This is a genomic window from Nocardia ignorata NBRC 108230, from assembly GCF_001612905.1.
In the GTDB taxonomy this organism is placed as follows: Bacteria; Actinomycetota; Actinomycetes; order Mycobacteriales; family Mycobacteriaceae; genus Nocardia; species Nocardia ignorata.
In genome coordinates this window covers 569,076-581,468 of record NZ_BDBI01000002.1, presented here as the reverse complement: position 1 = coordinate 581,468, position 12,393 = coordinate 569,076, and the positions used below count along the sequence as shown (strand labels likewise).

Sequence of the window (12,393 nt, the reverse complement as noted above, 5' to 3'; positions counted from 1 at the left end):
TCTCGACCAGCTGCTGTCCCGCGATTATGCCTGTTCGTCGGACTTGCGGGCAGCGGGCCAGTCGGCGGGAACGGCGGTCCCGCGCAGCCCGGCGTCGGCGGCCAGGGCCACGGACTCGTCACCGAGCGGGTTCACGCCCGGCCCCTTGGCCAGGGAATGCGCGATCAGCACGTGCAGGCACTTGACCCGGTCGGGCATGCCGCCGCCGGTGAAATCCGTTCCGAGCGACTCGATCTCGTTGCGCTCGGCCAGGTAGCTCTCGTGCGCGGCGCGGTAGGCGGCGGCCAGTTCGGGGTCGTGGGCGAGGCGTTCGGTCATCTCGCGCATCACCCCGGCCGACTCCTGCCTGCTCGCCTCAGCGGTGAGCCGGGGGTCGGTGAGGTAGTACAGCGTGGGGAACGGGGTGCCGTCGGGCAGGCGCGGCGCGGTCTTCACCACGGCGGGCAGACCGTCCGGGGTGCGGTAGGCGATCGCGAGGACTCCGCGCGGCTCGCGGCCCAGTTGCCGAGCGATGATCTCGAGGTCGCGCTCGTTCGGTGCGGTCACCTACGGTCCTTCCGGTGCTGGTTCGGAGATGCTGCGCCACAGGTCGGTGTACCAGGGGTCGGGCTCCGCTGTTCGGGTACTCATCGGCGGCGGTGCAGGTGCCTCGATGCCGGGAACCTGCACGATGTAAGGGGTTTCGCCCGGCATCACGAGTCGCAGCCGTTCACGGGCCTCGGTGCGGATGTAGGCCGGATCCTGTTGCTGCGCACGACGATCGCGCAGCGCGGCCAGGTCGGCGTCGAGTTCCGCGCGTTCCTCGGCCAGCGCGGCCGCCTCGGCACGCTGACTGAAATACGTGCGCGTCGGCACGGCCAGGGTGAGCGCCAGCCCGCACAGCACGGCCGCCAGGATCACCGCCTTGCCGGTGGAGAGCCCGAGGATTGTGTGTTCGGTGCGTTCCAGCTTGCCGCTCGGCTTGCGGGTGGCCGTTTCCGGCCGCCGCCGGGTGGTGCGTTTGGCGGCGGTCGGACGGCCGGGTGTGTCGAGCGGACTGGGGCGTGAGCGCGCGGCCCGCGACGTGCGCCGGTCGCCTCGTCCACCCGGACTGGTCCCCCGCGCACGTCGCTCGGTCATTGGCGCTCTACCCCATCATCTCCAGGTCCCGCGGTACTTCTTGTTCAGAACTCGCCGGTGAAACGCGGGAAGGCCACGTCGCCGGCGTAGCGTGCCGAATCACCGAGGGCGTCCTCGATGCGCAGCAGCTGGTTGTACTTGGCGACCCGCTCCGAACGCGCGGGCGCGCCGGTCTTGATCTGGCCGGAACCGACGGCGACCGCGAGATCGGCGATGGTGGTGTCCTCGGTCTCGCCCGAACGGTGCGACATCATGGTCTTGTAGCCGTTGCGGTGGGCCAGGTCGACCGCGTCGAGGGTCTCGGTGAGGGTGCCGATCTGGTTGACCTTCACCAGCAGCGCGTTGGCCGCGCCCTTGGCGATGCCCTCTTCCAGGCGCTCCGGGTTGGTGACGAACAGGTCGTCGCCGACGAGCTGCACCTTGTCGCCGATGGCATCGGTGAGCGCGACCCAGCCGTCCCAGTCGTCCTCCGACAGCGGGTCCTCGATGGAGACCAGCGGGTACTGAGTGAGCAGCTCCTCGTAGAACTGGCCCATCTCCTCGGCCGAGCGCACCTTGCCCTCGAACTTGTAACCCTCACCGGGAGTGTAGAACTCGGTGGCAGCCACGTCGAGCGCGAGCGCGACATCGGTGCCGAGCTTGTAGCCCGCCTTCTGGATGGCCAGGCTGATCAGGTCGAGCGCTTCCTTGGTGCCCGCGACGTCGGGAGCGAAGCCACCCTCGTCACCCAGGCCGGTGGACAGGCCCTTCTCCTTGAGCACGGCCTTGAGCGAGTGGTACACCTCGGTGCCCCAGCGCAGCGCCTCGCGGAAGGTGGGGGCGCCGATCGGGGCGACCATGAATTCCTGCACGTCCACACCGGTATCGGCATGCGCGCCACCGTTGAGGATGTTCATCATCGGCACGGGCAGCACGTGGGCGTTCGGGCCGCCCAGGTAGCGGAACAGCTCGAGGCCCGAGGACTCGGCGGCACCGCGGGCCACGGCCAGCGAGACGCCGAGCAGGGCATTCGCGCCGAGGCGTGACTTGTCGGGGGTGCCGTCCAGATCCAGCAGGACCTGGTCGACGGTGCGCTGCTCGACGGCGTCGAGGCCGATGATGGCGGGCGCGATCTCGTCGAGGACACCCTCGACGGCCTTGGTGACGCCCTTGCCGTTGTAGCGGTCGCCACCGTCGCGCAGCTCAACGGCCTCGTGCTCACCGGTGGACGCGCCGGACGGCACGTCTGCCCTGGTCAGGGTGCCGTCGTCGAGGGCGATCTCGACCTCGACAGTGGGATTGCCGCGCGAATCCAGAATCTCGCGAGCTCCGACCTGTTCGATGATGGCCACGAAAACGACTCCTTACGACGGAAAGGCACGGTAGGTCTCACGGGATGGTCCGTGCGCAGCCGAGCCTATCGTCTCGCGGTGGCAGGCAGTAACCGGCACTCCGGGCAGGTGGCGACTAGGCGCGGCGCCCGATGCTGTAGGCGGCGGCCCGATCCCGCACGACCAGCATGTACTTGTTCGACTGGTTGTAGGCGAACAGGGCACGCTGCCAGCCGTCGGCCGAGGTCAGGTTGCCGCCGCGGGTGCAGAGGTAGCGGGCGGCGGTGAGGGCGGCGTCGTCGATGTTCTGGGGATCGAGGACGCCGTCGCCGTTGGCGTCGACGGCCCAGCGCTGCCAGGTCTCGGGGATGAACTGCAGCGGGCCGACCGCCCGGTCGTAGGTGGTGTCGCCGTCGAGGCGGCCGCCGTCGGTGTCGCGGATGACGGCATTGCCCTTGGTCCCGTCGAGGGCGACACCGATGATCGGCGGGCGAACGGTTCCGTCGGCGTCCACGTCGGCGCCGCGGTGGGTGCCGTGCCCGCTCTCCACGCTGGCGATGCCCGCGATGGTCGTCCACGCGATGCCGCACTCGGGCGCCGACCTGGCGAGCACGGCGGCGGCGTAGCCGTAGGCCTCGAGGGCAACCGGTGCGATACCGAGCGCGTCGGACTGCTCGTCGGCCCAGCCGCGCAATTGCGTGGCAGCGCGACCCGGTGCGTCGATATCGATGACGGGTAAGGCCACGCCGGGGCCCGGTGGCATGTCACCGGGAATCGACGCGAGCGAACTGCACCCCGTGAGCAACGCGGCCACCGCCACGGCGACGATGACGCCGGCTTTCTGCACAGACACTCAACCAATCATCCAGATCAGCGCGCCGCCATGCACATCTCACAGTGACTTCTCAGAGTTCTCAGGTCGCGACGAGGCAGATGGTCGAGCCGTGGGACACGCCCGTCTCGCGTGACATTCGCGCCTCGCCGGCCGAACATCCGATGTTCGCTTCGTCGTACACGGACGTGACGCGACCGTCGGCACTGCTGTCGTCACAGCTCACCAGCCTCGGCAGGCCGGCGGTGCCCGCGTAACCGGTGACGCAGTCGCCGGGCCGGGCGTAACCGAGGTGGTTCTGGTCGATCGGCCCCAGGCAGACGACGACGCGCAGGTCGGTGTTGTCGTTGAGCGAGACCGATGCCGCGTTGGCGTTGGTGACCTCCTCGCATTTCGGGTCGGCCGGTTCGGTGTACTGGGTGCGCACCGAGAGCACCCGGTGCGTGGCGGAGCGGTGCGCGCACGCGATCGTTTTCATCGACACATTCGAAGCGCATTCGCCCACAAAGGCTCCCGCCATCGAGTCGGAGTCCTCGGCGGGTTTCGTGCAGATCACCACGGCACGGCCACCCAGGGACGATTGGGCGTAGGCTTCGCGGGTTTCCGGGTGGGATTCGCAGGCCCGATCGGTGACCGGGACCTTGACGTGCAGCTCGGTGGCGATCACAACGTGCGGTCCGCCGGTGAATCCGCATGTACTGCGTTCGATTTCGCCGCCGGACTTGCGCACATCGATGCAGTCGCCGGGGCGAAGACCGCCCGCGTCGGTCGCGTTCTTCTCGGTCGGTTCGAGGCACAGCACGGTTTCGCCGTCGGTGGGGCTCGGGTCCGCTACCGCGCGGGTCGCCTTCTCGAATTTCATGCAGGACAGGGCGAACGGGTGCTGCATCGGTTCCCTGGCGTGCACCCGGTATACGGCGAGGTCGTCGGCGCAGGCGTATTCGACGGGCAGTTCGTTTCGGCTCACGCAATCGCCGACGGCCATACGTGGTTCCCCGGGCCTGGTGAGGAGGTAGCCCGTGACCGCTCCGGCGGCGGTGAGCAATACGACGATGGCGACGATCGCGAGCATCACCGGGGATCTACGACGCGATGGGGTGGGTTCCGGCCCGGGGTTCGGAGACGATTCGCCCCACGCCCGCACCACCGGAATGTCGGTCGACGGTGGCAGGCTCGGCGGCACAGCGCCCTCATGCGGAGGGGCAGGGTGGATCATCGGGGTTCGTCTCCTTGAAAACGCTTGGGGGACAACCCGATGAGATCGACTCCTGCCGCCGCGCCGTTACACCAGCAGCTCCGCGGTGGCGCGGTGCGCCGGAGCGGCGAGAACGATTGCGGGATCACCTCTTTCGACGACCTCGCCGTGGTCGAGGACCAGCAGGTCGGTGCAGTGCCTGGCAACCAGAGCCATGTCGTGGCTGATGAGCAGGATGGCGGTACCGTGCTCGGTGCGCAGGCGGTCGAGCAGGGTCATGACGCCCGCGGCCGTGTGCTGGTCGAGGGCGGTGGTGATCTCGTCGCAGATCAGGACGGCCGGATCGGCGGCGAGGGCTCGCGCCAGGGCGACGCGCTGACGTTGTCCGCCCGACAGTTCGTGTGGTCGCCTGCTCGCGAGGTCGGCAGGCAGATCCACATCGGCGAGCAGGGCGTCGACCCGCTTGCGCACATCCGGTTTCGGCACGCGTGCGATCCGCCGCAGTGGCCGGGCCAGGGTCTGTTCGACGGTTCGGCGAGGATTCAACGCTGCCAACGGATTCTGCGTGACCAGCTGAATACCCTTGGCCCCCGGCTTGATCCGACGCCGTTTCCCGACCGGCGCCCGCACCGCGCCTGCTTCGACAACGCCCGCGACCCCGATCTGCAAGCCGGCGATCACCCGCGCCAACGTGGTCTTGCCTGCCCCCGAAGGCCCGACCACCGCCAATGCCGCCCCCTCGCGCACTTCCAGATCGATCTCACCGAGAATCCGGTGGTTGTCGGCGGCGGCGGTGATCCCCTTGGCGGACAGCGCGATTCCCGGCGATTCCCGGCCGTCGGTCGCGGGACTCGCAGGTCCGGCGAAACCCTCGGCAACCGGGATCTCGCCGCGCGGCGCCTGGTCAGCCGACCCAGCGGCCCGGTCGTCCTCGGGCTCAGCGGTGCGGCGACCGGCTGTGCGCTGAACAGCTGCAACCGTGGCGCCGTCACCCGTCGACGCGTCACCTCGTGGGCGGCTGTACGGCGTTGCCTTCTCATCGTGCCCGATCGGCGCCGAGCCCACCCGGCGGGATCGCGGTACGGCGCTGGGTGGATGGACTTCGATCACCGTGTCGGCGATGGCATGGACGGTGGTGGTGTCGTGGCCGGATAGCAGGACGGCGGTGGCGTCGGTGACGGCGAGATCGGCTATGAGCCGCGCTATTTCGGTGCGCAAGGCGCCGTGCAGACCGGCGAGGGGTTCGTCGAGGACGAGGACGATCGGACGGCGGAGGAGGGCGCGGGCCAGTGCCACCCGGCGTTGCTGGCCACCGGACAGGCGACCGACGCGGCGCCGCAGGAACGTCTCGTCAAGCCCGACGCGATCGAGCATCGCTTGTCGTCCGGCCTCGGAACTGGTGGGTGCGGCTTCGGCGAGGAGCGCACTAACGCGCAGGAGGGGGTTCAGCTCGGACCCGGGATCCTGGCCGACGTAGGCGATTCGCTCGCGCCGGAAAGTCCGCAGCGCACGGGGATCGAGCCCGAAGACGTCGTGTCCGGCCACCAGAACCGTGCCCGCACACCGCATCCCGGCGGGCACGTGCCCCAGCAGCGCCCGCATCGCCGTCGACTTGCCCGCCCCGGACGCACCGGTCAGCGCCGTCACGGATCCCGCCTTCAGCCGGAAGGACAACGGCGCCAACAACACCGCCCCCGCAGCGCTCACCACCGTCAGCCCATCCACCACCGCCGCATCCCCGGCGTCGACCGCCGCAAGGTGTCCATTCCGCCGCCCGCTGGACACGAGTCCGTCCATCACCGCCTGCTCTACGTCAGTGGGCGATGCTGTCTCATCTGGCATCCCAGCGGGGTTGCCCGCGTGATCGCGCTGCCCGCCGAAACCGGAAAGCCGCACGTCACCGCGGCTGCCCGCGCCGACCATCGCACCTCGATCGGGGACGTAGTCAGTGGCTCCAGCCCGTCGGCGTCGGGCACCATCACGCGCGGACCCGGCGGTAACCACCAGGTTCACGCCAACGGCGACGATCGCGATGGCGGCGCTGGGGGCCAGCACCGCCCAGGGGTTGAGGAGGATGCCGGAGGCGTTGTCGCGGACCATGATCGCCCAGTTGTCGGCCCCGAGCGCGGGCACACCGAGGAATGAGACGGTACTGACCAGGTAGATCGCCACGACGAAACGCAGGCCGAGCTGGGTGGTGAAGACCGAGCGGAGGTTGGGCAGGATCTCACGGAACACCAAGTAGGGCAGTGATTCTCCGCTGGCGACGGCTGCTTCGACATAGCCGGTGGCGGCGATGCTCGCGGCCGAGGCGGCGAAGATCCGTGCGCAGTACGGCACACCGAACACCAGCGACACCACGATCAACGCCGCTACCCCACCCTGCGGCCAGGCGGTGAGCACGAGCAGGATGCCGAGCACGGCGGGCAGGAGAATGACGAGGTCACCCGCGAGTTCGATCACCGAACCCGCACGCGGCCGCACCGCGGCGACCGCCCCGAGCACCGCCGACAACACGGTCACCGCCACCGCGATCACCGCCGAGACCACGAGCAGCTGCGTCCCACCGGTCAGCAGGTGACTGAACACATCACGCCCGAGCCGATCCGTACCGAGCACCGCGCCTCCACCCGGCTCCGCGAACGGAATCCCCACCGCGTCTTCGGCCCCATGCGGCGCGAACAACGGGCCGACCAGCGCACACAACACCACCAGCCCCACCCCGAAACCCGCACCCCACCGCCACGAACGCACAACTCCCCCGAAACGCCCCGCCGTGCGCGAAGCGCTCCGGCCGAGCCCCCACCTTTCCGCACCCATCACGCCACCTCCACGGATTCCCCGAAGCCCCAGCCCTCACGCCGGGCTCTCCTCGGAATCCACCGGTCCACACCGATCACACTCGTCTTCCTCGACCCGCCCGTCCTGTGCACCTCACCCCCACAAGACTTGGACATTTGATCACCACGCTCTGGTGGCAGCATCGGCCGAGTAGCTCCCGCCACCAGCGCGTGGTGATCTCGAGCGCCGGTCATCGGGCGCCCCGGGTGGACCAGGTGCGGACGAAGTCGGCGCACGCGAGGAGGACCATGATGACGATGGCAGTGAGGGCGACCACGGCGGCGACGGTCGCGGTGTCGCGGTCGGCCACCGAGCCCGCGAGGACGGCGCCGACGCCGGGGTAGTTGAAGAGGGTTTCGACGACCAGGGCGCCGCCGAAGAGCATGCCGACGGAGGTCGCGTACCCGGCGACGATCGTGGGGGCGGCGAAGGGGAGCATGTGCCGGAGCAGGATGGTGTGGCGCGGAAGACCGTCCAGGACAGCACTTTCCACATGCGGTGCCGCGGCGACGTCGAGGAGCGCCGACCGCACCACTCGCGTGTTCCAGCCGATCTGGGGAATCGCGAGCGCGAGCACCGGAAGCACGAGCATCTCGGGGCCTGCCGGGAATCCGGAGCGGTCGGTGATCGTCACGGCGGGCAACCAGCCGGTGGCCAGAGAGAACACCAGGATCAGCAGGGTGCCACAGACGAATTCGGGGACGGCGACGGCGATGGTGGTGGTCGGCTGCAGGATTCGCGAGCCGAAAGCCTTGGGCCGCATCGCCCACCAGCAGCCGAGGGCGAGCGAGCACACCACCGTGAGCAGCAGGGCGATCCCGCCGAGCAGCAGCGTCTGCGGGAACTTGTCGGCGAGCATGTCACCGATCGAGTTGCCGCGTGCGGTCCGGCCGAAATCACCGGTCAGCACCCCGGTGATCCAGTGCCAGAACTGCACCGGCAGGGCGCGATCCAGGCCGAGCTCGTGCTCCTTGGCGGCGAGCTCGGCCGCACCGGCCTCCCTGCCCAGCACCGAGCGGGCCGCGCTGCCGGGCAGCAGGTCCACCGCGACGAACACGATGGCCAGCAGGGTCACCAGCAGCACGACCCGGCGCAGGGCGGGCAGGGCGAACGCTCTCACGGCACTCACGCCAGCCAGGCACGTTCCAGCTGGACGCGGGCGAAACCGCCGAGAGTCGGCAGCCCGCGCACGGACGCGGCGGCGATGTCGACACCGTCGGCCATGCCCCACACCAGGTAGCCACCGCGCTCGAACTGGATGCGCTGCAACTCACGCACCGCACGGCCGTATTCATCGCCCGTCGCGGCGAGCGCCTTGGCGTTGGCGGCATCGAATTCCGGGTCGCGGAAAGCGGTTTCGTTGCGGTTGGAGCCGGAGGTCATCAGCTTGTCGGCCAGGAAAAGCACCGAATCGTTGGTGCCCCAGGACACGGTGTAGAGCGGGGCGTTCAACCAGGTCTGGTCGTAGAACGCGGCCGACTCCACCGTCTGCACGTCGAGGCGGACACCGATCTCGGCGAGCTGGGTGGCGATCACCTTCGCCGACTCGACCTCACCGGGCACCTCGGCCTTGGTGACGAACGGGTAGCTGCGTCCGGTATCGAAATTCGCCTCGCGCAGCAGGGCTTTCGCTCGCTCGATATCGCGACCGCGGCGCAGCGAGGTGTCGTAGAGCGGGTCGGCGGTACCGAGCACATCGGCGGCGACCGTGCCGAACCCGGAGTGCACCTGGTTGACCAGCGCCTCCCGGTCCACGCCCAGCCGCAACGCGGTGCGCACCCGCGCGTCGGCGAACGGCCCGTCGGCGGCGCGCATCGCGACACCGAGCATGGTGTCGTCCGGGCGGCGGATCACCTGCAGGTCGCCGCGACCGGCGGCGGTGCGGCCCGCGATGGCGCCCACATTGGAGGCCAGGTCGATCTGTCCGCCGAGCACCGCGTTGCCGAGCGCGGTGACGCTGTCGAACATGGTCACCTCGATGGCGTCCAGCGACGGCGGGGTGCCGTGCCAGTTCTCGTTGCGCACCAGGCGGGCGTTGCCGTTCTGGTAGGACTCGAGCCGGAACGGACCGGAGCCGACGGCGGCGGTGAAGTCGGTGGTGCCCTGCGGGACGGTGAAGGTCATCAGCCGAAGCAGCAGCGGCAGTTGGGTATTGGGTGCGGGCACGGTGAACACCACGCGGTTCGGGCCGTCGGCGACGATGTCGTTCTCGGCGACCGGCATCTTCGACGCCCCGCCCACCGACCGCAGCCGCCGCATCGACCACACCACGTCCTCGGCGGTGACCGGCGCGCCGTTGTGGAACTTGGAGCCCTCGGCGATGGTGAAGGTCCAGCGGCGGTTCTCGGCGTCGGCCTCCCATCGCGAGGCCAGGCGCGGCACGACATTCGGGTCGTCGCCGGGGACGGTCAGCGCGTCGTAGACGAGCGAGGCGATCAGGAAGTCGCTCTCGTTGCTGAGATTGGCGTGCGGATCGCGTTCACTACGCGCGGCGGTGCCGAGCGCGCCGACGCGCAGCGTGCCGCCCGGCTCGACGGTTCCGTTCGACTCCTCGCCGCTGGTGCACGCGGCGGCCAGCAGCACAGCGGTGAGACCGATGCCGGATTGCAGCAACTGCCTGCGTGTGAAACCCATGGTGTTCCTCCTCGAGCGGCGGGCGCCGAACCCCTTCACCGGGCGCCGCAAACTAGGCGAGGCTAGCCTAAAACAGTGGCCCGGTGGTGGCCTTCCTTTCGACCGAGACCGTTCCGCCACGCCGCCCACGGCCCCCGATTCGGCGACTGCCAGCGACTTCGGGTAGAAATCGGCGTCATACCCATAAGCTATTTGCCATGAGAGCATGTTAGGTAAGTCTTGCCTAATCCATTGCCAGGCATTACCTTCGCTCATCGAGTCTCCACCACCCGCGTTCGACCGATGCGAAGAAGGGAAGGCCGGTGAAAAGCGTTCTCTCCGAACGTAAAACGATTCACCTGCACGACATCGAGTACCGCGAGTTCGAGCCGGACGCCGCCCAGGCCGTTCGCCGCCTCGCCGCCGAGATCCGACATCAACTGAGTGACCTACCGCATACCGAGACCCTGCACGATCCCGCCCTGCTGGCCGAGATCGATCGGCGCGCCGGCGAACTCCCGGCATCCGTGCGACACGCCGTCCGCCCACCCGCCACCGCGGCGGGCGCGACCGTGGTGCGGGGACTGCGCGTGAGCGACGCCGAATTCGGTCCGACGCCTGCGGATTGGCAGCGCGCGGCCGTCTCGGCGGGCGATTCGACCCACCTCGGTTCGCTGGAACTCGACATCGTCCTGCTGCTGCTCGCGCGGTGCGCGGGTGAGCTGTTCGGCTGGCTCGGTCAGCAGAACGGACGGCTGGTCAACAACATCGTGCCCGCCGCCGGACACGAACACGAACAGTCCGGTGCCAGCAGCGCGACGCTGCTGAGCCCGCACTCCGAGGACGCCTTCCACGCCGAACGCGCCAATCTGCTGATGCTGGCGTGCGTGCGCAATCCGGATCGCGTGGCTACCACCGTGTCCTCGATCCGCGAGGTCGAACTCGGCGACGAGGACCGCCGCATCCTGGCCACCCCGACGGTACCGATCCTGCCCGATGTCTCCTACGGCACCGACTTCGGATCGTTCGCGCCACCGCTGCCTACCGTCTGGGTGGACGAAAACGGTTGCGAAACAATTAGATACGACCCCGCCTATACCCCGCTCGACGACGCGGACCCGGCGTTCCGCGCCGCCTACGCCCGGCTCACCGCCGAACTCGCGCGCGTCTGTCACGCTCCGGCACTGGCCCCCGGCGAGCTCCTGCTCGTCGACAACGATGTGGCCGTGCACGGCCGGGTGCCGTTCCGCGCCCGCTACGACGGCACCGATCGGTGGCTCAAGCGCGTCAATATCCGCCTGCCGGAACGTCGTCGGCGGAGGGAGGAAGCGTCCGAGAATGGGTACGGGCAAGAGGTGATCGCGCCGTATCGGGCGCGCACCGATCGGACGGCAGGGCAGGACAGTGCAGATGAACGAGGATCCGTTGAACAACCGTGACCGCAGCGTCGGGCTCCGAGTGCTCTCGCGCAGCGATCTGGCCGATGTGCCGATCACGCCCGCCGAGGTGGTACGGGCCGTCGAGGATGCCTATCTCGCCTTCGCCGCGGGCGAATCCGACAACCCGCGCAAGCTGAGCGTCGCCGATCCGGGTGGCTCGTCGGTGTCCTACGCGATGCTCGGCCGCGACGGTCGCCGCCGCGTGGTGGCGATGAAGACCTCCTACAAGTTCGACCCGGGACACGACCGCAGCACCAAGCGGTACTACACCACCATCACCCTCTACGACGACACCACCGGCGCCCCCATCGCGATGATGGATTGCGCCCGGGTCGGCGCGTTGCGCACTCCGGCGGTATCGGCGCTGCTGGTGCGCGAGACGGTCCGCCGTGGTGCGGAGAGCGCGTTGCTCATCGGTACCGGAACGCAGGGGCGCAACGCGCTGCCACACCTGCTCGCGGCGAACCCGCAGCTACGCAAGCTGATGGTGTACGGCACGCACGCCGAGGGCCTGGCGGCGGTGCACGCGCAACTGGCCGCCGAGGTGCCGCACGCGGTACTGGAACAGGTGGACGATCCGTACGCGGCGGCACCCACCGCCGATGTGGTGCTGGCGACGGCCGGTCCCGGCACGGAGGTCGCACTCGAATCCTCCCATCTGGCACCGGGCTCCGTCGCGGTGCTCGTGGGATACGGGCTGGCACCGTCGACGCTGGTCGACGCCGATCGGGTGGTGGCGACCAGTGCCGCACAGATGGCGCTGACCGGCACCGACATGGCAGGCCCCGACGGCACACTGCGCTCGGTCGACGCCGAACTCCCCCAGATCCTCACCCGCGCGGCCACGGCTCGCCGCTCCGACGACGAGAAGATCTTCGTCTACAACAGCGGGCTGGTGCTCACCGATATCGCGGTAGCGCATGCGCTGGCGGCGCGCGCGATCGCCGAGGGGCGGGGCACGGAGGTGCCGCTGTGGGATTAGCCGGAGCCGATTCCGCCCAGGCAGTCGACGAATACCGTTCCAGCGCAACCGATGGCCTGCCC

The 12,393-nt window shown here is 69.4% G+C and carries 10 protein-coding genes; 2 read left to right on the top strand and 8 right to left on the bottom strand.

Annotation, left to right across the window (positions count from 1 at the left end):
* Positions 1–24: 24 nt before the first annotated feature.
* The 8 genes from NI2_RS02935 to NI2_RS02895 all read right to left on the bottom strand — a co-directional run bounded on the left by NI2_RS02935 (position 25) and on the right by NI2_RS02895 (position 9,931).
* On the bottom strand, positions 25–546 hold the full coding sequence (locus NI2_RS02935; RefSeq protein ID WP_067485558.1) for a DUF501 domain-containing protein: 522 nt from the start codon (positions 544–546) through the stop codon (positions 25–27).
* On the bottom strand, positions 547–1,119 hold the full coding sequence (locus tag NI2_RS02930) for an FtsB family cell division protein (protein ID WP_067485556.1): 573 nt from the start codon (positions 1,117–1,119) through the stop codon (positions 547–549).
* Positions 1,120–1,163: 44 nt separating this feature from the next.
* Positions 1,164–2,450, bottom strand: coding sequence for a phosphopyruvate hydratase (eno, locus tag NI2_RS02925; protein WP_067485554.1), 1,287 nt, complete (start codon positions 2,448–2,450; stop codon positions 1,164–1,166).
* Between the two features lie 115 nt (positions 2,451–2,565).
* Positions 2,566–3,276 carry a lytic transglycosylase domain-containing protein gene (locus tag NI2_RS02920; protein WP_067485552.1) on the bottom strand — a complete coding sequence of 237 codons (711 nt, stop codon included), beginning with the start codon at positions 3,274–3,276 and terminating at the stop codon, positions 2,566–2,568.
* A gap of 67 nt (positions 3,277–3,343) precedes the next feature.
* Entirely contained in the window at positions 3,344–4,333 is a 990-nt protein-coding gene (locus tag NI2_RS02915) for a hypothetical protein (RefSeq protein ID WP_067485550.1), read from the bottom strand.
* A gap of 210 nt (positions 4,334–4,543) precedes the next feature.
* Complete coding sequence (locus NI2_RS34870; RefSeq protein WP_243749752.1) at positions 4,544–7,276, bottom strand: ABC transporter ATP-binding protein/permease; 2,733 nt, start codon at positions 7,274–7,276, stop codon at positions 4,544–4,546.
* Between the two features lie 211 nt (positions 7,277–7,487).
* Positions 7,488–8,426 (bottom strand): ABC transporter permease, encoded by a 939-nt coding sequence (locus NI2_RS02900; RefSeq protein ID WP_084475805.1) that lies wholly within the window; start codon positions 8,424–8,426, stop codon positions 7,488–7,490.
* On the bottom strand, positions 8,423–9,931 hold the full coding sequence (locus tag NI2_RS02895; protein ID WP_067485548.1) for an ABC transporter substrate-binding protein: 1,509 nt from the start codon (positions 9,929–9,931) through the stop codon (positions 8,423–8,425). Before NI2_RS02895 ends, NI2_RS02900 begins: the two co-directional genes overlap by 4 nt.
* A 302-nt stretch (positions 9,932–10,233) precedes the next feature.
* Between NI2_RS02895 and NI2_RS02890 the strand changes: the two genes are divergently transcribed.
* Entirely contained in the window at positions 10,234–11,349 is a 1,116-nt protein-coding gene (locus NI2_RS02890) for a TauD/TfdA family dioxygenase (protein WP_084475803.1), read from the top strand.
* The gene (locus NI2_RS02885; RefSeq protein ID WP_174552174.1) at positions 11,321–12,331 is read left to right on the top strand and encodes an ornithine cyclodeaminase family protein; all 1,011 of its coding nucleotides are present in this window, start codon (positions 11,321–11,323) and stop codon (positions 12,329–12,331) included. The genes NI2_RS02890 and NI2_RS02885 overlap by 29 nt, the downstream gene beginning before the upstream one ends.
* Positions 12,332–12,393 lie beyond the last annotated feature (62 nt).

Bases quoted from the DNA above. Each gene is read 5' to 3' on its own strand.
- NI2_RS02895 (WP_067485548.1), bottom strand. From the start codon at position 9,931: ATGGGTTTCACACGCAGGCAGTTGCTGCAATCCGGCATCGGTCTCACC.
- NI2_RS34870 (WP_243749752.1), bottom strand. From the start codon at position 7,276: ATGGGTGCGGAAAGGTGGGGGCTCGGCCGGAGCGCTTCGCGCACGGCG.
- NI2_RS02930 (WP_067485556.1), bottom strand. From the start codon at position 1,119: ATGACCGAGCGACGTGCGCGGGGGACCAGTCCGGGTGGACGAGGCGAC.
- NI2_RS02915 (WP_067485550.1), bottom strand. From the start codon at position 4,333: ATGCTCGCGATCGTCGCCATCGTCGTATTGCTCACCGCCGCCGGAGCG.
- NI2_RS02885 (WP_174552174.1), top strand. From the start codon at position 11,321: ATGAACGAGGATCCGTTGAACAACCGTGACCGCAGCGTCGGGCTCCGA.